General features: G+C 43.5%; 24 protein-coding genes. 12 read left to right on the top strand and 12 right to left on the bottom strand.

Going from position 1 to position 26,986, the window contains the following annotated elements; all coding sequences use genetic code 11:
* Nucleotides 1–2,166, top strand: coding sequence for a glycoside hydrolase family 3 N-terminal domain-containing protein (locus OH456_RS10630; RefSeq protein ID WP_270033435.1), 2,166 nt, complete (start codon nt 1–3; stop codon nt 2,164–2,166).
* Nucleotides 2,167–2,344: 178 nt separating this feature from the next.
* Here OH456_RS10630 and OH456_RS10625 read toward each other — a convergent pair whose 3' ends face one another.
* A complete protein-coding gene (locus OH456_RS10625; RefSeq protein WP_236109328.1) occupies nt 2,345–3,898 on the bottom strand; it encodes an alpha-glucoside-specific PTS transporter subunit IIBC in 1,554 nt (517 codons plus the stop codon).
* Nucleotides 3,899–3,955: 57 nt separating this feature from the next.
* Complete coding sequence (locus OH456_RS10620) at nt 3,956–5,284, bottom strand: 6-phospho-alpha-glucosidase (protein WP_038227418.1); 1,329 nt, start codon at nt 5,282–5,284, stop codon at nt 3,956–3,958.
* A gap of 184 nt (nt 5,285–5,468) precedes the next feature.
* On the opposite strand from OH456_RS10620, the gene OH456_RS10615 reads away from it, so the two are divergent.
* A complete protein-coding gene (locus tag OH456_RS10615) occupies nt 5,469–6,176 on the top strand; it encodes a GntR family transcriptional regulator (protein WP_038227417.1) in 708 nt (235 codons plus the stop codon).
* Between the two features lie 163 nt (nt 6,177–6,339).
* A complete protein-coding gene (locus tag OH456_RS10610) occupies nt 6,340–7,599 on the top strand; it encodes a metal-dependent hydrolase family protein (RefSeq protein ID WP_270033434.1) in 1,260 nt (419 codons plus the stop codon).
* Between the two features lie 105 nt (nt 7,600–7,704).
* On the opposite strand, the gene ykgO is transcribed toward OH456_RS10610, so the two are convergent.
* Nucleotides 7,705–7,848, bottom strand: a complete 144-nt coding sequence (gene ykgO, locus OH456_RS10605; protein WP_006070348.1) for a type B 50S ribosomal protein L36 — start codon at nt 7,846–7,848, stop codon at nt 7,705–7,707.
* A gap of 9 nt (nt 7,849–7,857) precedes the next feature.
* Nucleotides 7,858–8,115, bottom strand: coding sequence for a type B 50S ribosomal protein L31 (locus tag OH456_RS10600; RefSeq protein ID WP_006070349.1), 258 nt, complete (start codon nt 8,113–8,115; stop codon nt 7,858–7,860).
* A 179-nt stretch (nt 8,116–8,294) separates the two neighbouring features.
* Here OH456_RS10600 and OH456_RS10595 point away from each other — a divergent pair, with 179 nt between their 5' ends.
* A complete protein-coding gene (locus tag OH456_RS10595) occupies nt 8,295–8,738 on the top strand; it encodes a DUF2753 family protein (RefSeq protein ID WP_124941471.1) in 444 nt (147 codons plus the stop codon).
* A 234-nt stretch (nt 8,739–8,972) separates the two neighbouring features.
* The gene (locus OH456_RS10590) at nt 8,973–9,263 is read left to right on the top strand and encodes a hypothetical protein (RefSeq protein ID WP_006070351.1); all 291 of its coding nucleotides are present in this window, start codon (nt 8,973–8,975) and stop codon (nt 9,261–9,263) included.
* 81 nt (nt 9,264–9,344) lie between these two features.
* Here OH456_RS10590 and OH456_RS10585 read toward each other — a convergent pair whose 3' ends face one another.
* Together OH456_RS10585 and OH456_RS10580 are read right to left on the bottom strand one after the other, a co-directional pair.
* Nucleotides 9,345–9,911: a hypothetical protein gene (locus OH456_RS10585; protein WP_270033433.1), complete on the bottom strand. Its 567-nt coding sequence runs from the start codon at nt 9,909–9,911 to the stop codon at nt 9,345–9,347.
* Nucleotides 9,912–10,050: 139 nt separating this feature from the next.
* On the bottom strand, nt 10,051–11,649 hold the full coding sequence (locus OH456_RS10580; RefSeq protein WP_006070353.1) for an isocitrate lyase: 1,599 nt from the start codon (nt 11,647–11,649) through the stop codon (nt 10,051–10,053).
* A gap of 173 nt (nt 11,650–11,822) precedes the next feature.
* Between OH456_RS10580 and OH456_RS10575 the strand changes: the two genes are divergently transcribed.
* Nucleotides 11,823–12,776, top strand: a complete 954-nt coding sequence (locus OH456_RS10575) for a LysR family transcriptional regulator (protein WP_038222008.1) — start codon at nt 11,823–11,825, stop codon at nt 12,774–12,776.
* A 113-nt stretch (nt 12,777–12,889) separates the two neighbouring features.
* Nucleotides 12,890–15,076 carry a malate synthase G gene (locus OH456_RS10570; RefSeq protein WP_270033432.1) on the top strand — a complete coding sequence of 729 codons (2,187 nt, stop codon included), beginning with the start codon at nt 12,890–12,892 and terminating at the stop codon, nt 15,074–15,076.
* A 323-nt stretch (nt 15,077–15,399) separates the two neighbouring features.
* Here the strand turns inward: OH456_RS10570 and recQ are convergent, their stop codons facing one another.
* The 3 genes from recQ to OH456_RS10555 form a co-directional block, all read right to left on the bottom strand.
* On the bottom strand, nt 15,400–17,532 hold the full coding sequence (gene recQ, locus OH456_RS10565; protein WP_270033431.1) for a DNA helicase RecQ: 2,133 nt from the start codon (nt 17,530–17,532) through the stop codon (nt 15,400–15,402).
* A gap of 332 nt (nt 17,533–17,864) precedes the next feature.
* Nucleotides 17,865–18,665 (bottom strand): glucosamine-6-phosphate deaminase, encoded by an 801-nt coding sequence (gene nagB / locus OH456_RS10560; protein WP_031493925.1) that lies wholly within the window; start codon nt 18,663–18,665, stop codon nt 17,865–17,867.
* A gap of 270 nt (nt 18,666–18,935) precedes the next feature.
* Nucleotides 18,936–19,358: an organic hydroperoxide resistance protein gene (locus OH456_RS10555; protein ID WP_031493924.1), complete on the bottom strand. Its 423-nt coding sequence runs from the start codon at nt 19,356–19,358 to the stop codon at nt 18,936–18,938.
* Between the two features lie 105 nt (nt 19,359–19,463).
* Between OH456_RS10555 and OH456_RS10550 the strand changes: the two genes are divergently transcribed.
* The 3 genes from OH456_RS10550 (at nt 19,464) to OH456_RS10540 (ending at nt 21,987) form a co-directional block, all read left to right on the top strand.
* A complete protein-coding gene (locus OH456_RS10550) occupies nt 19,464–19,919 on the top strand; it encodes a MarR family winged helix-turn-helix transcriptional regulator (RefSeq protein ID WP_031493923.1) in 456 nt (151 codons plus the stop codon).
* A gap of 6 nt (nt 19,920–19,925) precedes the next feature.
* On the top strand, nt 19,926–20,840 hold the full coding sequence (locus OH456_RS10545) for a LysR family transcriptional regulator (RefSeq protein ID WP_006070360.1): 915 nt from the start codon (nt 19,926–19,928) through the stop codon (nt 20,838–20,840).
* Nucleotides 20,841–21,069: 229 nt separating this feature from the next.
* Entirely contained in the window at nt 21,070–21,987 is a 918-nt protein-coding gene (locus OH456_RS10540; RefSeq protein ID WP_038227399.1) for a DMT family transporter, read from the top strand.
* A 71-nt stretch (nt 21,988–22,058) separates the two neighbouring features.
* Here OH456_RS10540 and OH456_RS10535 read toward each other — a convergent pair whose 3' ends face one another.
* On the bottom strand, nt 22,059–23,195 hold the full coding sequence (locus tag OH456_RS10535) for a glyceraldehyde-3-phosphate dehydrogenase (protein ID WP_270033430.1): 1,137 nt from the start codon (nt 23,193–23,195) through the stop codon (nt 22,059–22,061).
* Between the two features lie 388 nt (nt 23,196–23,583).
* Between OH456_RS10535 and rarD the strand changes: the two genes are divergently transcribed.
* Both rarD and sigZ read left to right on the top strand, forming a co-directional pair.
* Nucleotides 23,584–24,510 (top strand): EamA family transporter RarD, encoded by a 927-nt coding sequence (gene rarD / locus OH456_RS10530; RefSeq protein ID WP_006070363.1) that lies wholly within the window; start codon nt 23,584–23,586, stop codon nt 24,508–24,510.
* 34 nt (nt 24,511–24,544) lie between these two features.
* Complete coding sequence (gene sigZ, locus OH456_RS10525; RefSeq protein ID WP_270033531.1) at nt 24,545–25,084, top strand: RNA polymerase sigma factor SigZ; 540 nt, start codon at nt 24,545–24,547, stop codon at nt 25,082–25,084.
* Between the two features lie 71 nt (nt 25,085–25,155).
* Here sigZ and OH456_RS10520 read toward each other — a convergent pair whose 3' ends face one another.
* Both OH456_RS10520 and OH456_RS10515 read right to left on the bottom strand, forming a co-directional pair.
* Nucleotides 25,156–25,464 (bottom strand): DUF6482 family protein, encoded by a 309-nt coding sequence (locus tag OH456_RS10520; protein WP_270033429.1) that lies wholly within the window; start codon nt 25,462–25,464, stop codon nt 25,156–25,158.
* A gap of 195 nt (nt 25,465–25,659) precedes the next feature.
* Nucleotides 25,660–26,808: an iron-containing alcohol dehydrogenase gene (locus OH456_RS10515; RefSeq protein ID WP_270033428.1), complete on the bottom strand. Its 1,149-nt coding sequence runs from the start codon at nt 26,806–26,808 to the stop codon at nt 25,660–25,662.
* Between the last annotated feature and the right edge of the window lie 178 nt (nt 26,809–26,986).

Genomic DNA, 26,986 nt, shown 5'->3' with positions numbered 1-26,986 from the left:
ATGGAAAAGTATAAAGACTCATCCTTATCTGTTGATATCCGAACGGAAGATCTGTTGTCGCGGATGACGTTAACAGAGAAAGTTGGACAGTTATGCCAGACTCCAATGTTAGAGTATGAGGCTCATAAAGCCGCTTACTTAGAAACAATACGCAAAGGGTTGAGAGGTTCACGGATTTTAGCCGACACTGCATGGGCCGGGAATATGCCTGGCGAGACAGTTGACCCCAATCAGTTGAATGAAATTCAAAAAGTAGCAGTAGAAGAAAGCCGGCTTGGTGTACCCATTATTTTCGCTCGTGATGTTATTTACGGTCAGAAAACAGTGTTGCCGATTCCACTTGCACAAGCTTGTTCTTGGAATCCATCGTTGATAGAGGAGGCCTATCGTTACATTGCCGCTGAAGCAGCCTCGTTAGGGATTAATTGGACGTTTGCACCGATGCTAGATATTGTCCGTGATCCTCGTTGGGGACGAGTAATAGAGAGTAATGGTGAGGACCCGTATTTAACGAGTCAAATCGCCACAGCTGTTGTTCGTGGCTTTCAAGGAGATGACTTAACTCAGCCAGAGAGCCTTCTGGCATGTGCAAAACATTTTGTCGGCTATGGCGCTTCGGAAGGAGGAAGAGATTATGATACTACTGAGATTTCCGAAAACAGTTTACATAACGTCTATTTACCTCCCTTTGAAGCTGCAATTGATGCGGGTGTAGGTTCGTTGATGACTGGATTCAATGATCTTGGTGGCACCCCTGTGACTGGGGCTAAATCCTTAGTTCGTGGTTGGCTTAAAGATAGACATGAGTTTGACGGATTGGTGGTGAGTGATTGGGGATCAATTGCTGACCTAGAGTACTTCGGTGTTGCGCGTGATACTGTTCATGCTGCCATGTTGGCACTTGAGGCGGGCGTAGACATGGCTATGCCAGATGAAGCCTATGAAAAGAATTTGTCTAAAGCAATAGAAATGACCCCATCGCTCCTAGAGTACTTGGATGACGCGACTCGAAGAGTTCTCCGAGCCAAGTTTCGTCTTGGTTTATTTGAGAACCCTTATGTTGATCCGAAGCGTCACCTCAGTGTGCTTGGTCGACCAGAACATTCGAGCAAAGCCTTGGCACTCGCTGAACAAAGCCTAGTAATGTTAAAAAATAAGGACAACATCCTTCCAATCAGTGACTCTGGTCTAAAAGTGGCGGTTATAGGCCCACATGCTGACTCAAAACGACAACATTTGGGATCATGGTGCTTAGATGGAAGCAGTGATGATGTCGTTTCAATTGTTGACGGATTAAAGGCTTATTCAAAGCAAAATACCATCCTTACTGATAGTAGCGCATTTAGTGACGAGATGGTCGAATGTGCACATCGCTCTGATATTGTGGTGTTGTGTGTTGGAGAGAGCCACAGAAGAACGGGCGAGGCACGTAATATAGCAGAACTAGTGTTGCCTGCAGGTCAAGAACAGCTTATTTCAGCAATAGGTAAAACTGGTAAGCCACTTATTGTTGTTCAATGTACGGGACGCCCAATCCCTTCTCCGGCAATAGAGCAATACGCGGATGCTTTAATTTATGCATGGCAAAGCGGTACTCAAACTGGAAATGCCGTGGCACGAGTTATTAACGGGTTGGTCAATCCATCAGGTAAGCTTACTATGACAATTCCGCGTACGACTGGTCAGGTACCAATCTATTACGCGCGTAAAGAGCTTGGAAAAATGCGGGCATATCAGGAGTATCAACCATATAAAGACTGCCAAGACACACCGCTGTATCCATTTGGCTATGGGTTAAGCTATAGTCGCTTCACTTACAGCGATATGCACGTAACACAAAATCTTATCACTGTGGGTAAAAATGTTCATGTTTCAGTGAGAGTTTCCAATGAATCTGAACTAGATGGGAGCGAAGTGGTACAATGCTATATCTCCCAATGTGGTACTTCAACTACTCGTCCACGTAGAGAGTTGAAAGCATTTGAAAAAGTAGATCTAAAGGCTCGAGAGACAAAAATTGTTGAATTTGTTTTGACCCCTGATGAGTTTGCGTTCTATGGTAACAAAGGTGCGTTCATGCAAGAAACAGCTACAGTAACAATATACATTGGGGGGGACTCAGAGGCTCAGTTGCAAGCTCTGATTGATGTTATCGACAGCCAGTAATTTCTTCTCCGTTATTAACGCCAAAATGAAATTCATGCCTTTATGTAGACAGAGACGAATATTGAGATTGTTTCCTCTACAGTAAGGTACAATCGTTCAAACCAGTTATATATGTCTAAAAAACAAAAGCCTCTTTTAAAGCAGAGGCTTTTGTTTAATTGCGAAAATAGTAGGGGAACTAAACTTGGATGAGTTGGCTCATCTGTTCTCTAACTTGTGGTACGGTCAAGCCAACAATAATTTGGAAACTCTCTCCATTGCGAACCACGTTAACAGCACCTTGTTGTTGGAAATAGGATGTCGGTTGAACCAACTCAGCGTTTTTGACTTTCACACGTAAACGTGTAGCACAGTTAGTTAATAACTCGATATTGTCGCACCCACCTAAGCCTTGGATGAATGCATTGGCTTGGTCGTCTTCGCTGCCATTTACGGTATTTCCTTTTTGAGATGCGCGATACTCTGCCTTTGACACAAATTTCACTTCCGCATCATCGCGCCCAGGAGTCATTAAGTTGTACTTCAGAATAATTGCACGGAAGCTGAAGAAATATATAGCCGTGAAGGTGAGACCTAGTGCTATCTGAATCACATACGTACCCATGTGGTTTGCACCTAATGGCAGCCAGTTCTGGAAAACAAAGTCGATTAATCCAGTTTGGAAGTTACCCGATACACCAAGCATAAAGGCAAGCGTCGCCATTGTTGCTGAAAGTAGTGCATGTAAAACAAATAAAGCAGGCGCAATAAATAGGAATGTGAACTCAATAGGTTCGGTAATCCCTGTCAGAATTGCGGTAATGGCTGCACCTAGAACAAGTCCTAGTACCATCTTCTTCTTTTCTGGTTTCGCGGTTGAGTAAAGGGCTAGTGCGATACCTGTACATCCAAACACTTTGCCCATACCAGTTAACATGAGGCCGCCCTGAGGGAATTGTTCAGTTAAGGGTGCGCTGCTTTCTGCAAATTGTTGAATGTGTTGAATCCAGTAAGCAACAGTACCGCCGTCAACCGCGACTGGACCATAGAATACAGGACCATAAACAAAGTGATGCAAACCAGTAGGGATCAATAGACGCTCAAGAAGAGTAAATGCCCAAACACCGAACGAACCTGAGTTGACTAAGAACGTTTGTAGACCATTGATACCACCTTGGATAGTTGGCCATACAAAGCATGTGATAACAGCAAGTGCAACCATCATAGGGAAGCTAATAATAACCACTAATGGGGTGCCATTGAACACAGAAGCCCAGTCCGGTAGTTTACGGTCAAAGTATTTGTTATGAACCCAAACCGATACACTCGCGATAACGATAGCACCTAAAAGGTTGGTATCCAGTGTTAAGATACCGCCAATTTCAGTTAGACCACGCTCACCAGCAACATAATTGACGCCAAGATCAGCCCCCCAAAATTGTAGTATTCCACCAATAACGTAGTTAAAAGTGATGTAAGAGACGAGGGTGGCCAGTACCGCACGACCTGACGCTGATTTTGCTAGCGCGATGGGTAAGCCAACTGCAAAAATAAGAGACATATTTTTGAAAACAGCTAATGACGCTTGTAGCAAAATGGTGGAAACACTGTGCCATGTTGAACCAGGAACTGCCCAAGGGAACAGATCTTGGTTTAGGAGCATAACGGTAAATCCAAGCAGCATACCTGCCGCAGGGAATAGCAAAACAGGGACAAACATGGCTGCCCCAAATCTTTGTATCATGTCTTTCATAGTGACCTCAAAAGTACCTCTAAACAGGAGTTCCTTCCTGCTTAGAGGTGGTTCAAGTTATTGGGAAAATTGTGGCAAATAGTTTTTATTTTCTTCTAGAAGATCGTTAACGATAGCTTTAGCTTTAGGGACATTAATAACGGTACGGTTGAGGGTTAATGCATTGATTAACTTCTGTCTATTACCTTCATACCATGCATCTACGACTAATTTTTCGTATCCTAACTGACTTTCAATCATGGCCTTCTGGAATGTTGGAATGGTGCCAACTGCAAACGCTTTAGGGCCGTCATTAGTTAGGGCACAAGGCACCTCAACCATGGCATCATCCTGAAGATTTGAAATCGCACCATTGTTTGGCACGATGACCAAATAAGTGTCGCCCATGTTGTATGCTAGGGATGCTGCTACTCGAACCATATAGCGCCCATGAATGTCAGCGTGTAAGGTCTCATTAGCGGTTGTCCCAGCATCAATAATGCGTTGGTTTAACTCAAACACTCTCTTTTCACGACCGTTGATCACTTGGCGTGCTCGAGTGTTGTTGATCTGCTCTTTTGCGACCATTTTTTCTGGATACAAGTAGTATTGGAGATAGGTATTTGGCAGATACTCTGGGTTATCCTCAAGCATCGTTTTCATATTTTGGAATGTGGCTTGCCATGACGGATCATCAGCAATTTCAGGATCAACGGCACTAATTCCTTGGTGTAGGATAATGTTCTTGATTTCATCCGTCAGATCTTGGCCTTGTTTATTTTTGATCTTGGTAAACCAACCATAGTGGTTTAGGCCAAAGTACTCAGGTACTAGATCCCAGAACTCACAACCTAATAGGTTTGCGTAGCTCACCATGATAGCGGCTGGCATATCGCAAATATTCAGGATGCGCTTATCATCTGGGAATTCACGGTTAAGTGCTTCTGCAACAATCGCTGCTGGATTGGTGTAATTAAGGATCCATGCTTCTTTTGAGTACGAGCGGATATCGTTAACCAACTCAATCATGTCACCAATAGAACGAAGGCCGTAAGCCATACCGCCAGCACCACATGTCTCTTGACCGACACAGCCGTGAGTGAGCGGAATTTGCTCATCTCGTTCGCGCCCTTCTAAGCCGCCAGTACGAATCTGAATAAAGAAGAAGTCTGAGTTTGAGAATGCGACACTTTTATCTGTTGTGTAAATGAATTCTTCAACTTCCGGATAGTGCTCTTTAAATAGAATCTCTGTCGCTTTGGCATTTGATTCTTGGCGCTCAGCATCAATGTCATAAAAAACAACACGCTTTAAAGGAAAGGTATCTTTTTCTGCAATTAGGCTGTTCATCATACCCAGCGTGTAGGTACTGCCTGCGCCAACAACGGTTAGGTTTTGCTTGTTCATTGAAATGTCCTGATGTTTAACTTGATGACATAAAAGTATCTTAAAAGTATCATTTTGGGCAATACATATAAGATACTTTGAGTGTGAATTATAATATCCTTCACAATAATCGAGCCTAAAAGTATTTTAAATGTATCGTCGATCACAGTTTACTTTTATTATGCATGGAGATTAAGGAGATGAGATGAGTAAACCTAGATACTTGCAGATAGCTGATACTTTGATTGAAAAGATCAGTAATGGTGAACTGTCAGCAGGCTCTATCTTGCCAACTGAAGGCGAGCTGCAAAAAGAGTTTGATGTAAGCCGAGTGACTATTCGTAAAGCAATGCAACTACTGGTGGATAAAGATTTATTGTTTCGCCAAAGGGGCAGCGGTACTTATGTTAAAGCGCCTAAGGCGCAACATAATGCTCTACAGTTGAGCGGCTTCGTAGAAGAGGTTTCAGCACAAGGCAAGACGCCAAGCTCGAAGATAATTACGTTTGAACTTATTGAATGCAATGAGCTAGTGGCAGATAAGCTTAACGTTTCAATTGGAGAAGAGGTGTATTCAATCCGCCGTTTACGAATGATAGATGATGAGCCTGAAGTGCTAGAACACACGTATTTACCCGTTTCTCTATTTCCCGATCTTAGTATTAAAGCCATGCGTAGCTCCAAATACGACTACATAGAAAAGACGAAAGGACTAAAAATCAAACTTTCTCGTCAATCGATCAAGCCCGAAATATTGAATAAAAAAACCGCCGACGAACTCAATATGGATATGGCCGATCCGGTTATTCGCGTTGATTCTGTTGGTGAGCTAGAAAGTGGTATCGTGTTTGAGTATACGGTGCACTATTTTAGAGTAAATCAGTACAGCTTTGACTATATAGCTTATCGGTAATTTAAGAAGCAAATTGTGTGGCAGTATTATCATGTTTGAAACCCTTTAGGGATATTTAGTTTGCCTAAATAATCAACAGTTATGTCGCCAAATGGCAATTCACTAACCTTCGCTTTGTCTATGATGCCTCCATCAACTTAATAGTGTTCTAGAGGAAGCCATCATGAAAAAAGTGATTATCAATACAAATGTATTTAACGGTGTCGATGACAAGCTGATAGAGAATGTGTCGATTCTCATAGAAGACAATTTGATAGTAGAGATTGGTGATATCGATCTTTCAGTTGCTGATGAAGTTATTGATGCGAAGGGTGGCACAGTTATGCCTGGTCTGATTGATGCCCATGTACATATTACTCTCTCTGCGCCGTTTAATGTTATTGATACCATGACACGTGAGGAAGTGGCGATTCGTTCGGCCAAGATTTCCGAAGAGATGCTAATGCGTGGGTTCACCACCATTCGTGACGTGGCTGGTAATACGCTTGGACTCAAAACCAGTATCGATAATGGTTACGCATTAGGACCTCGCATTTTGCCGTCTATGGCGGCTATTTCTCAAACGAGTGGTCATTCTGACTACCGCCAAAACCGAGCTCAAGAACGCAAAGGTGACCACGAAGATTCACCGATGATGAAGCTGGGAGCGATGAAAGTCGCGGATGGCCGTGCTGAAGTATTAAAAGCAGTACGCGAGCAGTTGTTTATGGGCGCCTCTCAAATCAAGATTATGGCCGGTGGTGGTGCTTCCTCAACATTCGATCCACTAGATACATTGCAGTACACGTTGGATGAAATGAAAGCGGCTGTTGAGGCGGCCTCTGATTATGGAACCTACGTAGCGGCGCACATTCATACCGCAGATGCGATGCGCCGAGCTGCTGAAGCGGGAGTCATGTCTTTTGAACATGCGACAATCATGGATGACGATATCGCACAAACTATCAAAGAAAAGGGGATTTGGGTTATCCCGTCATACTTCACGTCGTCCTTAATTGCAGAGCGAAAAATACCGCTGCCAAATGAAGAAACTTATCGCAAAACTGAGCGAGTTGGTAAAGCGATGTTTCACTCCGCTGAGCTTATTAAGAAATATGACATCCAAAACTTGGCATTCGGTACCGATTGTGTGGGTGAGAAAGATGTGCACGCGACTCAACTTAATGAGTTGGCGGCTATCGAGCAAACGTTCGATACGATAACAGCGCTGCGTATGGCAACTTCAAACTGTGGGCGCTTGTTTGAGATGTCAACGTACCAGCACCCATACCCGCAGGGGAAACTGGGTCAGATCGTTGAAGGGGCTTACGCGGATCTATTGATTATCGATGGTAACCCGCTCAATGGCGTAGATTGTGTTATGAATTGCGATAGACAAAAAACCATCATGAAGGATGGTGTCGTTTACAAAAACACTCTTTAGCCTTATGAAAGCGGGACTTTCTTCAATGTAAAAGAACGAGCAAATATACAAAAAAGGGCAGTGAAGTCATCATTCATTGCCCTTTTTATTACCGATAACTTGCAGTCAGGCTTTCTTCTTCACTTTTCCTTGAACCGCTTTAAATCTTGGGTTGGATTTGCATATTACATAAATACGACCGCGGCGCTTAACGACTTGGCAATCATGGTGGCGCTGTTTAGCACTTTTGAGTGAGCTAAGTACCTTCATTTGTGTTCCTTACTTGTTGGTAGCGACATGGCCGAAGCGGCGATTGAAATTAGCTACTCGTCCTTCTTTATGAATAACTCTTTGTTTTCCTGTGTAATAAGGATGTGATTCCGATGACACTTCAATAGTCATATACGGATAGGTTTTACCATCCTTCCACTCGATAGTTCGGTCTGTTTCCAGCGTTGAGCCAACGATAAAGTACTTGTCTACGCTCGTATCGTGAAAAATAACCTGACGATAGTTTGGATGAATATTCGGTTTCATAATACCTCTAATTGTTATGTTATAACATTGCAAATGATAATCGTTATCGAATGAAGAATGCAACAGAAATTTCAATGGTGGTCTGTGTGATGACTAATCCATAACAAAGTTACGGTTGATATTTAAATGATAATCAATATCATCTAATTTCTTGGTAAGGAGAGTTGAAGGTTAGACCGATGGATATGAAAAAATGGGAAAGACATACACTGTTAGCCGACGAAGCGGAGAAACAAGGGGAGTTGATGGCAGCGGTCGCCCATTACCAAATCGCGCTGTCTGAATCACAGCAGATGAAATTTGATACATCAGACCTTGAAGAGTTGGAAGATCTGCTGGCAGTTAAAGTGATGTCCTGCCATAACCTTGCTGACTTTTGGCGTGCACAAGGAGACAGTGAGTATGAACTGAAGTACTTACAACTAGCTTCAGAAGAAGTGATGACCTTGTTACCCCAATGCCCGCGCACTAGTTGTGATCGTTTTATCTCTTCGTTGGGGTGTTGTAAGTCTGCATTGGTCGAATTTCTTAAACGTCATCCGAATCCAAAGGTTGCAAATCATATAGCTAACATGCAAACGACAAATGATTGTGAGTTGATCGTGAAGTTTAAAATTCACTGAACGGTTTAAGTTGTCTCTCCTATATGCAATTCTCTTTTAATCTTTGACTACATATGAGATGTGATGATAGTTCGTTGTTCTCAATGCAAAGAAACAACGACTTATGAAAATGTATCAGTTTGCCTGATGGTACGTGTTTTTTATTGGTCAAAAAAACACCTTATAGTATTCGACATGAGCAGAGTAAAGGAGTATTCGGCTATTCGCTAACGATTAACGTCAAGGGGAATTACCATGAGCAAACTTACTCAAATCATATTGGCTTCGGTCCTTCTTTCACTTTCATCATTCTCATTTGCTAACGAGCAAACGCCGCGACATGGTGAGTATGTTGGTGAAGCGGAAGTATTGGTTAGGAATGTGGTCAGCACAAAAGTAAAAACCTGCCTTTATAAAGGCAGTACCGAAGAGCCCGTAGAGCTTAAATGGGGCAAAACGTTGACCTGTCCAGACTCGATAACCATCAATGGCAATGTGATTCATGAAGGTGATGGGCTTAATACATCAGGCCACAAGCGAATGTAAGGCGAAATCTATGTTCGTTGAATGAAAGAAACCGAGATTTGATATCTCGGTTTCGAAATCTTGGGGGAAAACTAGCAGACGTTATGTTTCAGAAACAACGCTAACACAAGCAAGGCTGACGTCTTGATCGATATAGGCCATGCCGAGCTTATTTAAGTAATCCATTCTATCCGCGGTTCGCAGGTCAATATCGGGACCTTCAATATTGTTGCTTTGATAAATCTGCGCTAAGTGCGCCATAAACCGCTCACCTACGCTCATCATTAGTAGGCTCATCGCCCCCACATCGGGCTTTACTTTGGCACGTTGTTTTTCTGATAAATTCACCGCAAGGACAATAGGTTCTTCTTCACCTTCAAAACGAACGCTGCGGTCTCGAACGGTTTGCTGCGCCCAATAATAAGCCAATTCTTTACTTTGAGTCAGAAAAACAGGCTCGACAGATTCGGTGTAATTGTTACCTATCGTTGCCATGGTCTTTTTCGCGGCTTGGTTAAGAGCTTTGTCGCCGGAGCGCTTAAGCCCTTGTCCTTGGATTGAACTTAGTAGCGCCGATGAGGTGCCGTGGTACCAAACATCACTGGTTGCAAAGCCATCTTGGGATAGCAACTCTTTAGCATCTTGAAGATAGGAAGGAACTGTAGTCATAGGCATTCTCAACAAACATGAATGAATTTAGTCTAACAGAAGTGGAGAGTGAGACTGCGTCTTGGGGCGCAATTCTCACTCTCTAGGTGTGTTATCTATTTACTCTCATGAGTGTGTAGAGAGCAAATCGCCACCTTAATTAGTCGAACTGGTGAGAAGTATTCAGTTCACCGGCTGCTTTCAACGCATTTTCACCTGCAAAGTATTCTTTGTGGTCATCACCGATGTCTGAACCAGACATGTTTTGGTGTTTCACACAGGCAATACCTTGACGGATTTCTTTACGTTGAACATTGGCTACGTAGCCCAACATGCCTTGCTCACCGAAGTACTCTTTCGCTAGGTTGTCAGTTGACAATGCAGCAGTGTGGTATGTTGGTAGCGTGATTAGGTGGTGGAAGATCCCCGCTTCACGAGAGGCATCCGCTTGGAAAGTGCGAATCTTTTCATCAGCACGCTTAGACAGTTCAGTTTCGTCGTACTCAGCGCTCATTAGGTTAGCGCGCTCGTATGCTGATACATCTTCACCTGCTTCAACCATTGCATCATAAGCTTGCTGACGGAAGTTAAGTGTCCAGTTGAATGATGGTGAGTTGTTATAAACTAGCTTAGCGTTCGGGTGAACTTCACGTACGCCGTCCATCATCTCTTTGATTTGACCAATATGTGGTTTCTCAGTTTCAATCCACAGTAGGTCGGCACCAGCATTAATCGCCTCGATACAGTCAAATACGCAACGGTCTTCACCAGTGCCTTGACGGAATTGATATAGACCTGAAGGTAGACGCTTAGGACGTACCAGCTTACCTTCACGGTTGAAACAAACGTCGCCTTGCTTCATATCTGCTACATCGATCTCTTCCACGTCTAGGTAAGAGTTGTAGATGTCGCCTTGGTCGCCTGGCTCTTTAACTACTGCGATTTCTTTTGTTAGGCCAGCACCTTGTGAGTCAGTACGTGCAACGATAACACCGTTATCGATACCTAGCTCAAGGAAAGCGTAACGTAGTGCACGAAGTTTGGCATGGAAATCAGCGTGGGGTACCGTTACTTTACCGTCTTGGTGACCACATTGTTTCTCATCCGCTACTTGGTTTTCGATTTGAAGACAACAAGCACCAGCTTCGATCATCTGTTTCGCCATTAGATAAGTTGCTTCTGCGTTACCAAAGCCAGCATCGATATCCGCGATGATAGGTACAACGTGCGTTACGTGATTATCGATTTGGTCTTGAATAGAATCTTGTAGATCCACATCACCCGCTTCACGAGCAGCATCTAGAGCACGGAATAAACCACCCAGCTCACGAGCATCGGCTTGACGTAGGAATGTGTATAGCTCTTCTACTAAACCAGCAACCGACGTTTTCTCGTGCATTGATTGGTCAGGCAGTGGACCAAACTCTGAACGAAGTGCTGCAACCATCCAACCTGAAAGATAAAGGTAGCGACGGTCGGTTTTACCACCGAAGTGCTTTTTAATAGAAATCAGTTTTTGTTGGCCGATGAAACCATGCCAGCAACCCAATGATTGAGTGTACTTAGAGCTGTCTTCATCGTAGGCCGCCATATCAGCACGCATAATATCTGCTGTGTATTGCGCGATATCTAGACCCGTTTTGAATTTGTTTTGAGCACGCATGCGAGCAGCAGATTCTGGATTAATAGCATCCCATGGAGCACCAGCAGCGCGTTTTGCAACTTCTATCATTTCGATATCTTGAGTGATTTGCGACATAACTATTCCTTAGTTTCACGTTGGATATTATTGGCCAAATGGCTTAGTCATCTTTCTCCGAGGGCTTCATGTTTCAGATGGGACGACCCGTTTAATTTGTTGTTATGGACAAATCGTAGCCGCATGTGTGATAATTTTGTTAATTTATAGTTATTATATTCGGTATTTTTTATATGAATATTGCTCGTATTGACCTTAATTTGCTTGTGTATTTAGACATGTTGCTACGGGAAAGAAATGTCACCAGAGCAGCAAATCAGTTGGGCATTACCCAACCCGCAATGAGTAATGGTTTGCGCCGATTACGTGATCTGTTTGAAGATCCGTTGTTGGTTAGAACGAGCGAGGGAATGATACCGACAGAGCGTGCACAAAAGCTGCAACCAGTGATTCGCAATATCTTGGCAAACGTTGAAAAGACACTACAGCCGACCACGGAATTCCATGCTGATGACAGTGAACGCGTGTTCCGCATCATGGCAAGTGACTATGCGGAATCCACCATCATCCAACCTTTGCTTAAACGGCTAAGTGAAATAGCGCCGAAAATCCGTCTAGATATCATGACGCCTAGTGATGTTAGCTACCAAGATGTAGAGCAAGGAACGGTGGATATCATCATCAACCGCTTTGATGATATTCCTCAGTCTTTCCACCAAATGAGCTTATGGCATGACGGGTTCTCATGCTTATTCAGTTGCGATAACCCGATTGCAGATAATTTTGACTTGTTGTCGTATTTGAAAGCGCAACACATTTGGGTGAGTAAAACCGGGATGGGGACTGGGGTTGGGATTAATCCAAGTGAAGCGCAAAAGCTTGGTTGGATTGATGAAGCGCTGATGCGTATTGGTAAGACCCGCAACATTACGGTGTTCACTCGACACTATTTGTCGGCCATCCTATTTGCCCAACAGAAAAACTTGATCCTTACCATTCCAACCAAAGCGGCGCAGCTTCAGCGTCATAATCCTAAGCTTCTGATAAAGCCAGCACCATTTGCGATTGAGCCTTTTGAAGTGAAGATGGCCTGGAGCCCACTTCTGCAAAGTAATCCGGATCACCAATGGATGAGACGCTTGATTAAGAGTGTGGCAAACGAGTTAGAAAGTGGTGTAACAGAGTAGTGAATTTTGATATTTATTATGTGAATGTTCACTATAAATGGCATAAATTAGCTAAATTTTCGTCTGTTACGTAAATTTATTGAATAGTCATCGATTAATTCGAGAGAGATTTTATGAGCAATCGTATTCAACAGGGAAGCTTGAACATTGATAGCACCCTCTACCAATTAGTTAATGAACAGGTGATGCCAGGCACTGGCATTAATGCTGACGACTTTTGGCAATCTTTTGAGTCCATTCTTAAAGACTTAGCGCCTAAAAACCGCGCGCTGTTAATTAAGCGTGATGATCTACAGCATCAGATTGACGCTTGGCACCAAGAGCGGACAGGGCATGCAATAGATGCAGCAGAATACAAACAGTTCCTACAAGAGATTGGTTACCTAGTACCAGAAGGCAATGACTTCCAAGTCACCACTGCCAGTGTTGAACCTGAGATTGCGACGCAAGCAGGTCCTCAGTTGGTTGTTCCTATTATGAATGCTCGCTTTGCCTTGAATGCTGCTAATGCTCGTTGGGGAAGTCTTTACGACGCGCTTTATGGAACAGACGTCATCAGTGAAAATGATGGTGCAGAGAAAGGTGGAAGCTTTAATCCGGTTCGTGGAGCAAAAGTGGTGGCTTATGCCCGAGAGTTTCTTGATGAAGCAGCACCGCTAAATGGTGTTTCTCATAAAGACGTGACTAAATACAGTATCAGCAACGTCAGTATCGGCAATACGTTAACCGCAACGTTGGAAAACGGTGAGGAAGTTACGTTGATCGACAGTGATCAGTTCATTGGATACCAAGGGGATGCAAGCGCACCATCTTGCATCTTGTTGAAGCATAATAATCTGCATATTGAGATTCAAATCGATCCGACAGCTCCTATTGGAAGTGTTGATGCTGCGGGTATTAAGGACGTGCTGGTAGAAGCGGCACTTACTACAATTATGGATTGCGAAGATTCAGTAGCTGCAGTGGATGGTGAAGACAAAGCGCTTGCCTATCGAAACTGGTTAGGGCTGATGAAAGGCGATCTACAAGAATCGCTTGAGAAAAATGGTAAAACCATTGTTCGTAGTCTTAATCCTGACCGCCATTATACTAGCGTGTCTGGCGGAGAAATTTCGCTCAAAGGCCGCAGTATGTTGTTTATACGAAATGTGGGTCATTTGATGACGAACCCGGCCATTATTGATGCGCAAGGTAATGAAGTGCCTGAAGGTATTATGGATGGCATGATTACATCGTTAATTGCAATGCATGACTTAAAAGGTAACAGCAAGTATCAAAACTCAACCGCTAACAGTATTAATATCGTTAAGCCTAAGATGCACGGCCCTGAAGAGGTAGCATTTACCAATGAGCTGTTTGGTCGTATTGAAGATGCCCTCGGTTTAGAGAGATACACCATCAAAGTTGGCATCATGGATGAAGAACGCCGTACATCGGTTAACTTGAAAGAGTGTATCCGCGCTGCGAAAGATCGTGTGGTGTTTATTAACACTGGGTTCTTAGACCGAACTGGTGATGAAATTCATACCAGTATGGAAGCTGGTCCCTTCGCTCCTAAAGCACAGCTGAAGAGTATGACTTGGATTGGTGCATACGAAGATCAAAACGTCGACCTTGGTCTTGCCTGTGGATTGCAAGGTAAAGCGCAAATTGGTAAAGGGATGTGGCCTGAGCCTGATAATATGGCCAAGATGATGGAAGCTAAAATTGGTCACCCGCTAGCTGGTGCTAATACCGCTTGGGTTCCGTCACCAACAGCAGCAACACTCCATGCGCTGCACTACCATAAAGTGAGTGTGCCTAGCCGCCAAAAAGAATTACGCGAGCGGGTTCGAGCGAATGTAGATGATATCTTGACGATTCCATTACTAGGCAATCAAAAGTTGACGGCGAAAGACATTCAAAGCGAGTTAGATAACAATACGCAAGGTATCTTAGGTTATGTTGTACGCTGGATTGACCAAGGTGTTGGTTGCTCTAAAGTACCTGATATCAATGATATTGGCCTGATGGAAGATAGAGCGACACTACGTATCTCTAGTCAACATATCGCCAACTGGCTACGTCACGGCATCTGTGATGAGGCGCAGGTTATGAAAACCATGAAGCGTATGGCGGCGGTTGTTGATGAGCAAAATGCAGGTGACCCTAACTACAAAAATATGGCGCCTGATTTTGAAAGTAGCATTGCGTTTTCAGCCGCATGCCAGCTTGTATTTGAAGGCTGTGCACAACCTAATGGTTACACGGAACCTGTTCTTCATGCGATGCGTTTGAAGCTAAAAGCAACCCAACACTAAACAATCAACTATAAAAGATACACCCCCAATTAAACCGAGCCCAAGGTGCCGCGCTTTATAGCGCGGTTTTTTTTATCTTGCGATAAAGGGTTTTGAACGTCGGGTGGAAAAATGACAGATAAAAAAACACCGAGAACATAGTCTCGGTGTGAAAGATAGTAATAGTAAACTCGGGAGGGCTGAGTCTCCCAATACAAAAATCTTAAGGATCGTTGGCTACATAATGATGTAGAAACAGTTTGATCATATATTCACCACTCCGATTGGAACATTAGACTAAAGTGGTAAAGCGAATGGCAAACTTGAAAACTGATTTTTCATTTTTATTTCACAGAATTTTTTGCGTTTGATGAGATTTTTGCTACGACGCACTTCAAAACTGCATAGTCGTAGTTCTGCTCTAGGTGCTCATAGAGCGGCTTGAGTTTGAAATCTTGTAATGTATTTAAGCTAATTGCCGCTGTTGTGATGGTATCAAACTCTGCCTCACTAATATCGACTACCTGTTCGAGTCGGCAGGCATTGATTTCTATCGCTTTGGCTAAATGGGCCAATACCGTTGCTGGTTTAATATTACGCTCAGTCGCAATCTGTTCAGGCGCCAATCCTTGTTGAAGTCGTGTTAGTGACTCAAGCTCAGTCTCATTTAAGACGATTTCTTGCTCTGTTTTGGGTTCGATAGCATCAATAAAGCGCTGACCATATTTACTGATTTTAGTCTCGCCAAACCCTGAGATTTGATGCAGCTCGTCAAGTTGTTGAGGTCTCTCAATCGATAGCGCTTCTAGTGTTGCGTCGCTACAAATGATATAGGCCGGAACTTGTTGCTCTGTCGCTAAGGATGAGCGCACCTGTTTTAATACATCAAACTGTTTGATGTCTCCTGTTGAAAGTCCAGTACGGCGACCTTTAGTACTAGAGCGAGCTTTTGAATTAGAACTACGAAGCTTTCGTAATTGGATGGGGGCTTCACCTTTTAAGTATGGTCGACAATGTTCGGTCAAGCGGAGGCTGCCATGGTCGCCATGTACCTCTAGCAGGTTCATTGCAAGCAATTGACGAAATACGCCTTGCCATTGTTTCGCATTTAATTCGGTGCCGATACCGAACGTAGAGACGTTATGGTGCTGGTTCTGTTCAATTCTTTGGTCTGACTTGCCAAGTAGAATATTAATTAAATAGCTGGCACCAAAGCGTTGCTCGGTACGAAACACGGTAGAAAGTGCTTTTTGAGTCGCTTTGAGTCCATCCCAAGTCTCGGGTGGTGTAAGGCAGTTATCACAGTTACCGCACGGCTGTTCCAGGGATTCTCCAAAATAAGCCAAGAGTGCTTGGCGTCGACAAGTAGCAAGGTCGCAGTAGCCCAGCAGTGCATTGAGTTTTTGAATGGAAGTAAATTTGAATTGCTCCGAAGCGTCGGAGTTTTGCACCATTTGGCGTTGTAATACCATATCTTGCATGCCAAATGCCATCCAGGCATTGGCTGGCTGACCATCACGTCCGGCACGTCCTGTTTCTTGATAATAGGCTTCGATGCTCTTCGGAAGACTTAAGTGTCCAACAAAACGTACATTAGGCTTATCAATCCCCATACCAAACGCAATCGTGGCAACTATGATGATGCCATCTTCTCGTAAGAACCTTTGTTGATTCAACGCTCGCTGATCCGCAGACATACCCGCATGATAAGGGAGGGCAACTTTACCTAACTCATTGAGCCATTGAGCTGTTTCTTCCACCTTTTTTCGGGACAAGCAATAGATAATACCTGCATCTTCTGGATGATGAGCTTGGATAAATGACCAGAGTTCTTGCTTGGCATTACTAAGGTCTGAGACGTGGTATTGAATGTTTGGTCTATCAAAACTGTGAACAAAGACCTCGGCGTTCTCCAAGGCCAGCTGTTCGATAATTTCTTGCTGTGTCCGACTATCCGCAGTCGCGGTAAGTGCTATTCGTGGAACAGAAGGAAAGCGCTGCTTTAGGACATCTAGCTTTTGGTATTCAGGACGAAAGTCGTGTCCCCATTGGCTAACGCAGTGTGCTTCATCAATGGCAAATAACGATAAATGGCACTGCTCTAGCAGACCAAGCGTTCGCTCCAGCATCAGTCGTTCTGGAGCTACATACAAAATATCGATATCGCCAGATCTTAGCTGTTGTTCGACAATCTGCTGATCATAGGGCGTTAAAGTTGAGTTTAAATATGCGGCTTTTACACCTATCTGATGAAGGGCATCGACTTGGTCTTGCATCAAAGCAATGAGTGGTGACACAACAATCCCAACCCCTTGCCGCAAAATGGCAGGGATCTGATAACAGATCGATTTACCGCCTCCAGTAGGCATTAAGGTCAGTACATCGTTTCCTGATATAAGAGTGTTGATGATGGACTCTTGCTGATGACGGAACTCATCATAACCAAAAAGGGATTTGAGTAATTGTTGTGGAGTCATTGGTTTGGCTATATTCGGATAGGTCGACACAGTTTCTCAATCGTGACGATCGTTTTCAAGCGCAGTCTGTTGTCACTTGAGGTTACTCGGGTTAACTCAATGAAAGGATGCAATAAAAGTTGTAGTCGATGGTTTAGAAATCAAAAAAACGGATTAAGTAGGAAAGAAGGGGAAGAAGAGATAGTCGGGCTTAGCTTGGCATATAAGCCCGACTTATACGGAGCTTTGGAATACGTTAGCACTCCATTGCTAGTCACTTTTTGTTGCAAGTGACGTCTTTTTAGAACAAAGGGTAACTAAAAAGTTCCATTACCCTTGTTCAAAAAGTTGGTTTATAGACCTTTGATGTTCTCAACTTCAAGTTCGTTGAAGTAGCGAACAGTCTTCACTTTAAGCTCTTGCTGAGCTGCATCGTCAGCAACGATGATCGCTTTGCGGTGCATTTGAAGTGCTGTCACTGTCCACATGTGATTTACAGAACCTTCAACTGCCATTTGTAGAGCAAGTGCTTTGTTGTGACCTAGAGTTAGGATCATTACTTCTTCAGCATCTAGAAGAGTCGCCACACCGATAGTTAGTGCGTACTTAGGTACTTGATTGATATCGTTATCGAAGAAACGAGAGTTAGCGATACGAGTATCTTCTGTCAGAGTTTTGATACGAGTACGAGATGCTAGAGAAGAACCTGGCTCATTGAATGCGATATGACCATCAATACCCACACCACCCATGAATAGGTTGATCTTGCCGTATGAACGAATCTTTTCTTCGTACGCAGCACAGTGAGCATCGATGTCATCAGCAAGACCGTCAAGAAGGTTGATGTTCTCTTCTTGGATGTCTACATGATTGAAGAAGTTGTTGTACATGAACGAACGGTAAGATTCTGGGTGCTCAGGGTCGATACCAACGTACTCATCCATGTTGAAAGTAACAACGTTTTTGAAGCTTACTTCACCAGCGTTGTATAGTGCGATCAGCTCTTTGTATGTAGAAAGAGGTGTTCCACCAGTTGGCAAACCTAGAACAAATGGTTTTTCAGCAGTTGGTTGGAATGCATTGATACGCTCTGCGATATGGCGTGCTGCCCACTTACCTACTTGTTCTGCGTTTTGTAATGGAATAAGTCTCATGTTGATCCCCTAATAATAGAATTTAGTTTGTTCTGAAACATTAATTCGCATTATAAAATAAGTTTTTCGAGTCGGCTATTACTTTTCTGTGAATTTTGCGATTTTTCTTGATCGGGATCGCTTTTCATTAGCTTTATGTCGACAAAATCGACAAAGTGAAAGGGATGAAAGTTAAAAATTTCGATAGGTAAATAAAGTGGTTACAACACGTAAGCTAGGTCATTTTTGAGGGGAAAAGCGAAGAGGGCGCGATGCACCCTCTAGAATTTTTTAGATAGCTTGACCGTTTGCAGTAACTGCAACATCGACATTGCCTCGTAGAGCGTTTGAATATGGGCATACTTGGTGTGCAACACGAACCAGTTCAATAGCTGCAGCGTCTTCCATATCTAATGTCACATCAAGCGCAACATCTAAAACAAATCCGCCTTGTTCGTTTGCTTTTAATGCAACCGTTGCCTTTGTTGGCGCTGCTTTTAGGCCAAGCTTCTGCTGCTGAGCAACATGAAGGATTGCGTTCGAAAAACACGCTGAATAACCAGCAGCAAAAAGCTGTTCTGGGTTAGTCGCCGTTCCCGTGCCGCCAAGTGCTTTAGGATATGACAATGCAAGATCTAATAGACCGTCATCTGTAGTCACTTGACCGTTGCGTCCAGCAAGAGCAGTAGCAGAAGTTGTATAAAGTGCAGACATGATTCATTCCTTATGTATTAATAATGATTGTGCATAATTAGATTGTGCACAAATCATATTGCCAAATAAGAGTGATTACAAGTATATTGTGCGCAATATAAATAAATGGTTTGGAAAGATATGAAGTTCGACCAGCTAGAGTCATTAGATATCGATAAGCAAGTTTGCTTTGCACTTTACAGCGCTAGCAATGCGCTGACGCGTGCTTATCGACCAATTTTGGAACAGATTGACCTGACATATCTGCAATACATGACCATGCTTGTATTGTGGAAGAAAGCCCCGATGAACGTTAAAGACATTGGTGCAGACTTGAAGTTGGATTCTGGAACGCTCACTCCTTTACTCAAAAGACTTGAACAGAAAGGGCTTGTGGAGAGAAAACGCAGTGAAACAGACGAGCGTGCGAGAATGATTACTGTCACAGAACAGGGCTTTGCTCTGCGTGACAAAGCCATGTCAGTCCCAAACTCCATTGCATGTAAGGCTCAATTGGACCTGGAAGACGCGCTGACATTGAAACGAATCTGTGAGCAATTAACCAATAACCTAATGGATTAGTACTTGATGGATATCGAAGGATTATCAAAAGTAGGCTTTAAGCACCTTCTGGCGCTTCATGTCATGCTTGACACAAGCAGTGTCACCAAATCAGCAGAAGTACTGTCGGTTACGCCATCCAGTGTGAGCAAAACCATCACTCAGTTACGTGAAATATTAGACGATGAATTGTTCTACCGTGATGGTTCTCAACTCACGCCAACCCCTTATGCCGTAAAAATCGCGCCATTGATTCACTCTATGCTGGCAAGTATGAACGGTTTATTGAACCAAACACGATTTGAACCAAACTCATTTGAAGGCCGATTCAGCCTATCGATGAGAGAAAGCACTTTTGAGTTGTTCGCGCATTCCTTGGCGCGGCTGACCATAGAGTGCACGCCAAAGGCCAAACTCCAAATCATGACAAAGGCTCGATTTGGCTTCGACGCTTTGCACAGTGGCCAAGTAGATTTCATTATTCTCCCTCACGATGTGAGCCAAGCCCCAACCAATACCAAAGAGTTGATTTGGGAAGTGATTCTGGAAGATGAATTGGTTTGCCTAATGTCTTCTGACAACCCGTTAGCAGGACGTGAACTGACAATTGATGATTACCTAAATAGTCAGCATATCGGTATTTCAGATGCCGAACTTAATCGCCCTTATTTTGAGCAGACTCTACGCCAGAAATATCGCGCTAGAGATGTAAAAGTGAATGTTTCAGACTTTGGTGCGGCAGCTGTACTGTGTCATCAATCCAATTTGCTGTTTACTTGCTCTAAAAAATGGGCCGATATTGCGCTTCAAGCAAAAGGATTGGTAGCAAAACCCTTGCCTTTTGAATACGGTAAGGTGGCATACAGTTTGGTGTGGAACCGAGCTAGCATTAACGATCATGCCATCGCATGGCTATGTAATTATCTTCGAAATCTCGCTTAACCCTTAGCTGCTTGTTTATGAAAACCGTATTGGCAGTTGCATATTGATAGGTGATGAAATAGTCTGTTATTTCATCACTAAGGAAATTCATATGTTTGCACAGTCTAACTACCTCTGGCTTCTACTCGATATACCAGTAGCTCGGTAGGTTTTTCTGTGCCTGGCTACGAGTAAAGCGTAGCCAGTCCACACCGCTTATTCTCGTAGCCTTTATTGAAAGGGAGTAAGAATGAGCAACGCGATAGAATCATCCCAAACGTCATCGAAGCCCCAATATGTTAAAGGGTTAATGTTCGCTTTATCTGGAGCGGCGCTTTTCTCACTCAAGCCGATATTGATTAAAATCGCTTTTCAATATGGTGGCGATGCTACAACCATCATGTCGTTGCGCGCATTTAGCTCGCTGCCTTTTTATTTATTGGTGCTTTGTATTCTTTGTCGTTCAGCGGAAAAGCGCCAGCACGTTAGACGTCATGGGTGGCAAGCCGCATTAGTAGGCGTTTTAGGTTACTACGTTGCCAGTTATCTAGATATAGCCGCATTGGAGTACATCAGTGCTCAACTCGAACGGTTACTTATATTCCTATTCCCCAGCTTCGTGGTGCTATTTTCTTGGGTATTTTTGGGACAAGCGCCGTCCAAGCTTGTTCTTAAAGCCGTTGGTATAGGGTATTTAGGTATTGGTTTTATTATCGCTCACGACTTACAGTCTTTTGGCGGAGAAGTATGGAAGGGGAGTGGCTTGGCTATAGCATCGGCCATCGTGTTTGCCGCTTACTTAATGTTAAGTAAAAACATCATAAGTAAGATAGGAAGCGAGCTGTTTACCAGTATTGGTATGGGTAGCGCCGGATTAGCGATCCTAGTGCATTTGTCCTTATCAGGGATTAGTCCGAGTGACTGGTCGTTTCCTCTAATTTTGCTGGGTATTATATTAGGAATCTTCTGCACAGTGCTTCCCTCTTACCTTATCGCAGCTGGAATGGCACGACTAACCGCGACCGAATTGAGTGTCACCTCAAATATAGGTCCCGGCATTACGGCATTAGCGGCGGTGTTTGTTCTAGGAGAGGCATTTACTGTCTATCACGCCGTTGGGTTATGCTTAGTACTGTACTCGGTATACAGTATGAAACAGGCAAACTAAGATATCACTGTGGCTAGATTGGTTACCCAACTAGCCACATCTAGCCACATTAGACATAGCGGAGGAAAGGTTTATTTCCATGCGCTACCGAACTGAATATAGGTTGTCCACTCTTCAGGTCCTTTTGCGACGTCGATACCCATACGCAAACCAAGCTGACGGGCAAGCAAGTATCGAAAACCGGCACCTTGGGTATAATATACTTTGCTTCTAGAGATGCTTTCATCATGATTGAATGCAGTACCTGCACCAGCAAATCCAAGAATCGTCCAGCGATTATCAATGTCATAGCTCAGTTCGATTTCACCCAAGGCCGTATTGTCGCCACGATAACGCATGGCTACTATGCCTCTCATTTCAATAAATGGTTTGGCGTACACTTCTGCTCGTGGGTCAACGTTGTCCGAAATAGATTTTACATCTGCGCGCAGGCCTAGCCCCCATTGTGATGAAAGTCTCGAGTAGTTGAGGAAATAAGCATTGTATTTTTGGTAGTCAAATTGACCCCCGAAGGCTTTTCTATGGTAATCCAGTTTGATACCCGCTTTAGTCCCTTCTCTTGGGGAAAACTGGTTGTTGCGACTATCGTACATCGCTCGAATGCCCACTCGTCCATCTCTAGAGTTTAATGCTAGCTCATTCAATTGGTCGAAGGTCGATGTCGAAGACATATAGCTGTAAGCGCCACCAAGGAAGAAGTTTGACTCTCCTAATCGAAAATCAATCTCCTGAAAGAAATACAATCCTTTTAAACTTAGATCGAGAGGGGTATCTTGTTCGTACATTTTCAAGTTGAACTGTGCGCCAAACAAACCGCCAAGATAACGGATTTTGTCGTTACGCCAGTTGCCAGAATGAAAACCACCATAAAGATGGGAGGCGTTGCTTGTTCCAAGCGCCATCAACCCGGAAGCACTGGCTGGAATATCTTCAACTTTTTCACCGGCCAAGCGTTTCGCTTTACGTTCGTCTGATTCGTGGAAGAAAAGCAACGCTGCACCACCACCGACGCCAACTGCTGGGTCAGTGACTGTAAGGGGAACTGGCAAAAAACCAGCGGCGTTATCCAAGATAAATTGGCTGCCATCCAGTCTGCCGTCCGTAGGGTCGATAAAACTGTCCATCATTCCCGCACTGGTGTTTTTTGAAATGAAAACAAGTGGTAGTGACAGTAAAGCGAATAGGTGGGTTCTATTAGGTATTTGCATGTTTTGTTACTTAGTTAGGCCTATTAGGTGAAAGTTGACTCCCTATTTTTCCTTTATTCTATAAAGGATTCTGGTCTTCCTAAGTCAGATTTGTGTAGTTTAACGATGAATGAGTAAATACTCCAACTGCCATCTATTCGAATGCTTTATGAGTCTTAGTTGGACATTAGAAGGTTTACTCTAGTGGCCTTGAGACTGTGCTCTAATTGAATCAATAAATTCTAGTGGGCTGAGTAGAGCGAGAAAGGAAGCAAAAGATACAAAGTAGTGATAATTATCACAGCAAACAGTGCATAAAAAGTGAATCAGACATCGAAAAATCCTATATAAAATAGGCTCAAAATGCGGTAATGTCCGCGTGTTATTCCTAACAAATAAAAAGCGTCCAATGATTAATAAGTTCTTAAGCTTGTCCGACACAGCGAAGGGGATTAGCGCGTCGATTTTAGCCTCATGCTTGTTTGGCTTATTGCCTCTTTATGTTCAATTTCAGCCCGAGTTAGAAGCATTTAATGTTGCGGGAGGCGAAGGGCATTGGATCGCGGCACAGCGTATTATCTGGAGTGTGCTTGTTGTGCTCTTGTTTCTTACACTGAGCCGAAGAATTGGTATGCTTTTTAGCGCGCTAAAGCAAGTCAACCGCTGGCATCGGTATTTGTTCTCTGCGTTACTCGTTGGGCCGCAATACTGGATTTTTGTTTGGGCACCTCTATATGGGGAGACCTTGTCAGTCGCTTTAGGCTACTTCTCTCTACCTTTAGTGCTGGTGGTGGTTGGGCGATTTGTTTATGGCGATAGACTGACACCGCTACAAACTCTGGCTTGCTGTGTGGCTGGTGCCGGGGTGATATACGCTTATATGATGGCTGAAGGGTTATCGTGGATAGTGCTTTTGATTGCGCTTGGCTATCCAGTTTATTTCGTCCATAGGAGGACTTTGGGTGTCAAAAGCGATGTTGGTTTTGCGCTCGATAATTTATTCCTGTTGCCATTTGCGTTAGGGGCCACACTCTATCTTCAACCGTGGAGTTATATCCAGCAATTGGATGCATCGGTTTGGATTTACTATGTTGGCTTGGCGGTAGCTGGCTCAGTTCCTATGTTGCTCTTTTTGTTTGCGTCACAGTCTTTATCTATGTCGCTCTTTGGCTTGTTAGGGTATGTTGAACCTGTTTTAGTATTCTGTGTAGGACTACTGTTAGGGGAGCGTGTGGCTGCGAGTGATATGCCGACGTATTTATTGGTGATGGTTGCTTTACTAATATTAGCCATAGATGGGTTAAAACGCGCCCGTTCTCACGGTGCGGTGAAGTAATCAGTTTACCAAGTATTAGCATAGAGAATTGATGATGTTAGAAAGGATTTGGTCAGAATATCAAACTGGCTTGCGAAACTTCTTGAGAAGTAAGATTTCCAACGAATCGGATGCGGAAGATGTGCTGCAGGAAATTTTGATAAAAACGTATCAGAATCTCGATAAGCTACAGAATCCAGACAGCATCAAATCTTGGCTATTCCAAATCGCTAATCGTTCCGTAATCGATTTTTATCGAGCAAATGGTAAAGCTTCTTTGGCAGAGGGAGAAACTTTGTGGTACGAAAGCTCAGAAGAAGATGCCAAGCAACAACTCGCGAGTTGCATTCAGCCACTGATGAGCTCATTGTCTGATTCTTCGGCCGAGCTTTTACAGTCGATAGATATTGAGGGTAAGTCGCAGAAAGAAGTTGCTGAGGAACTAGGTGTTAGTTACTCAACACTGAAGTCGCGAGTGCAAAAAAGTCGCACAGAATTGAAAGCTGTGTACGAGCAATGCTGCCGTTTCTCCTTTGACTCTCAAGGCGCTGTCATGGATTACGAAGCGAAACAATCGAAATGTAATAAGTGTTAGGTATTCAGTCTCAATTGAATTCAGTGCAGTGCCGATTGCGTGGCACTGCACCCTACTTTATTCGCGAGATATTACATTACCGAGCTAAAACTTCCCAAGGGCACTTCTAAAGTGTTTTCACCCACTCTAATCGGGCTTCCAATCATTTCGTCATACGCATTATCTTGTCTTAGAACCACTTCTTTTGCCTCAATGTTGTGGCACAATCTGCGCATATCAACGATATTGTGGCTGCGTATCAGTCGCCCATTTTCTTCAGTAATGTAGTGTTCGTCACCATCAATAATCACCGATGCTTGATATAGCGACATTTCAAGTGAGTGTATGACCAACTTATCAAACTGAGAAAACTGTTCCAAAGCGCTTAATTTTGTGTTCATGCTAACTCCTCCTTGCTAGACAAATCTCATACGATGCTAGTTGGTAAATTGTTCAAATAATGGTCTAGTAGGCTTTGGGTACATCAGGTTGAGAAGGTGTTTGTTAGTGATTTTTAATTTGGTTTACAATGTAAATGCAAGGCGTAGCAGGGATGCTATGCCTTGTATCTATGGTTTGTGACTACTTCAATTTTCCTACCATGCCGCTTGGAATATTTCCGCGATTTCTTGTTTAGTCGCCTGACGAGGATTGGTTAAACAGCAAACATCATTCAGTGTACTTTCTGATAGTTTATCAATATCACCTTGGTTAACGCCTAGTTCTGCTAACGTCGCAGGAATGTTAACCTTTCTTGCAAGCTCATCCATCGCTTCAATTGCCAGCTCAGCTGCCTCCTCTGTCGTTAATCCATGAACCTCTTTGCCCATTGCTTGCGCAATATCGACGAATTTTTCAGGGTTAGCCGTGAGATTAAAACGTTGAACATGAGGAAGGAGTACGGCATTACAAATACCATGTGGAAGGTGATAAGTTGCCCCTAACTGATGAGCCATCGCATGTACGTAGCCAAGAAGCGCATTGTTAAATGCGATACCTGCCATAAACTGAGCGTAAGCCATCAGCTCCCGAGCTTTGAGGTTACTTCCGTTGCTGACACACGTTGGCAAATGTTTGTTAATCAGCTCAATTGCTTTTAATGCAACCGTGTCTGTGATCGGGTTCGCGGCAACTGAGACGTAAGCTTCAATAGCGTGAGTAAGTGCATCCATGCCTGTTGCAGCGGTCAGTGAGCTCGGCATGGCAAGCATTAATTCAGGGTCGTTGACCGAAATCAATGGGGTTACCTTTTGATCAACGATCGCCATTTTGATTTGTCTGCTTTCATCCGTGATGACACTAAACATCGTCATCTCAGAAGCGGTACCAGCTGTGGTATTAATCGCAACTAAGGGGAAGGGTGATTTGCGTGCTTTGTTAATTCCCTCATAGTCGGTGATTTTGCCACCATTAGTTGCGACCAAGGCGATACCTTTCGCACAATCATGAGGTGAGCCACCACCAACAGAAATAATAAGATCACAATCATTGTCTATTAACGTAACTAGACCTTGTTCTACATTGTCGATTGTAGGGTTAGGCTGTGTTCCATCGTAAATGGTAAAAGATATGCCTTTGGCGGCGAGTTGATCAGTAATCGTTGCCACTAGGCCAATTTGAGTTAAAACGGTATCCGTCACGATCAGTGCTTTATTGAAGCCTTGCTGGTGAATGGTATCAACGGCTTGAGACAAACAACCGCTGCCTAACAAATTGGTAGAGGGAAGGATAATAGAACTGCTCATTTGGATGCTCCTTGCTATTCGACTTGATGTATATGATGGCGAGAAGCTAACATGGGTAAGAGTAAGTTCTTATGATGTAAATCAATGGGTTAGTATGAAGTAAAATTAGTGCGAATAATGTACTAAACCTTTTAAAACAATTGGTTAAGACTTTTTGGTGAAGTGATTTATCGCTATT

Origin of the sequence: Vibrio sp. La 4.2.2 (genome assembly GCF_027586995.1) — a bacterium.
GTDB lineage: Bacteria > Pseudomonadota > Gammaproteobacteria > Enterobacterales > Vibrionaceae > Vibrio > Vibrio mediterranei.
Note: the sequence above shows the minus strand (reverse complement) of the source record. Positions and strands in the feature narration are given on the sequence as shown.

What these genes read in the sequence shown, in the direction of transcription:
- OH456_RS10610 (WP_270033434.1), top strand. Translation starts at nt 6,340, where the DNA reads ATGAAAAAAGTGATTATCAATACAAATGTATTTAACGGTGTCGATGAC.
- OH456_RS10585 (WP_270033433.1), bottom strand. Translation starts at nt 9,911, where the DNA reads ATGACTACAGTTCCTTCCTATCTTCAAGATGCTAAAGAGTTGCTATCC.
- OH456_RS10515 (WP_270033428.1), bottom strand. Translation starts at nt 26,808, where the DNA reads ATGAGCAGTTCTATTATCCTTCCCTCTACCAATTTGTTAGGCAGCGGT.
- OH456_RS10630 (WP_270033435.1), top strand. Translation starts at nt 1, where the DNA reads ATGGAAAAGTATAAAGACTCATCCTTATCTGTTGATATCCGAACGGAA.
- OH456_RS10625 (WP_236109328.1), bottom strand. Translation starts at nt 3,898, where the DNA reads ATGAAAGACATGATACAAAGATTTGGGGCAGCCATGTTTGTCCCTGTT.
- ykgO (WP_006070348.1), bottom strand. Translation starts at nt 7,848, where the DNA reads ATGAAGGTACTTAGCTCACTCAAAAGTGCTAAACAGCGCCACCATGAT.
- rarD (WP_006070363.1), top strand. Translation starts at nt 23,584, where the DNA reads ATGATTAATAAGTTCTTAAGCTTGTCCGACACAGCGAAGGGGATTAGC.
- OH456_RS10620 (WP_038227418.1), bottom strand. Translation starts at nt 5,284, where the DNA reads ATGAACAAGCAAAACCTAACCGTTGTTGGCGCAGGCAGTACCTACACG.
- nagB (WP_031493925.1), bottom strand. Translation starts at nt 18,665, where the DNA reads ATGAGACTTATTCCATTACAAAACGCAGAACAAGTAGGTAAGTGGGCA.
- OH456_RS10550 (WP_031493923.1), top strand. Translation starts at nt 19,464, where the DNA reads ATGGTTTGGAAAGATATGAAGTTCGACCAGCTAGAGTCATTAGATATC.
- OH456_RS10615 (WP_038227417.1), top strand. Translation starts at nt 5,469, where the DNA reads ATGAGTAAACCTAGATACTTGCAGATAGCTGATACTTTGATTGAAAAG.
- OH456_RS10545 (WP_006070360.1), top strand. Translation starts at nt 19,926, where the DNA reads ATGGATATCGAAGGATTATCAAAAGTAGGCTTTAAGCACCTTCTGGCG.
- OH456_RS10535 (WP_270033430.1), bottom strand. Translation starts at nt 23,195, where the DNA reads ATGCAAATACCTAATAGAACCCACCTATTCGCTTTACTGTCACTACCA.
- sigZ (WP_270033531.1), top strand. Translation starts at nt 24,545, where the DNA reads ATGTTAGAAAGGATTTGGTCAGAATATCAAACTGGCTTGCGAAACTTC.
- OH456_RS10570 (WP_270033432.1), top strand. Translation starts at nt 12,890, where the DNA reads ATGAGCAATCGTATTCAACAGGGAAGCTTGAACATTGATAGCACCCTC.
- recQ (WP_270033431.1), bottom strand. Translation starts at nt 17,532, where the DNA reads ATGACTCCACAACAATTACTCAAATCCCTTTTTGGTTATGATGAGTTC.
- OH456_RS10520 (WP_270033429.1), bottom strand. Translation starts at nt 25,464, where the DNA reads ATGAACACAAAATTAAGCGCTTTGGAACAGTTTTCTCAGTTTGATAAG.
- OH456_RS10595 (WP_124941471.1), top strand. Translation starts at nt 8,295, where the DNA reads ATGGATATGAAAAAATGGGAAAGACATACACTGTTAGCCGACGAAGCG.
- OH456_RS10555 (WP_031493924.1), bottom strand. Translation starts at nt 19,358, where the DNA reads ATGTCTGCACTTTATACAACTTCTGCTACTGCTCTTGCTGGACGCAAC.
- OH456_RS10575 (WP_038222008.1), top strand. Translation starts at nt 11,823, where the DNA reads ATGAATATTGCTCGTATTGACCTTAATTTGCTTGTGTATTTAGACATG.
- OH456_RS10540 (WP_038227399.1), top strand. Translation starts at nt 21,070, where the DNA reads ATGAGCAACGCGATAGAATCATCCCAAACGTCATCGAAGCCCCAATAT.
- OH456_RS10590 (WP_006070351.1), top strand. Translation starts at nt 8,973, where the DNA reads ATGAGCAAACTTACTCAAATCATATTGGCTTCGGTCCTTCTTTCACTT.
- OH456_RS10600 (WP_006070349.1), bottom strand. Translation starts at nt 8,115, where the DNA reads ATGAAACCGAATATTCATCCAAACTATCGTCAGGTTATTTTTCACGAT.
- OH456_RS10580 (WP_006070353.1), bottom strand. Translation starts at nt 11,649, where the DNA reads ATGTCGCAAATCACTCAAGATATCGAAATGATAGAAGTTGCAAAACGC.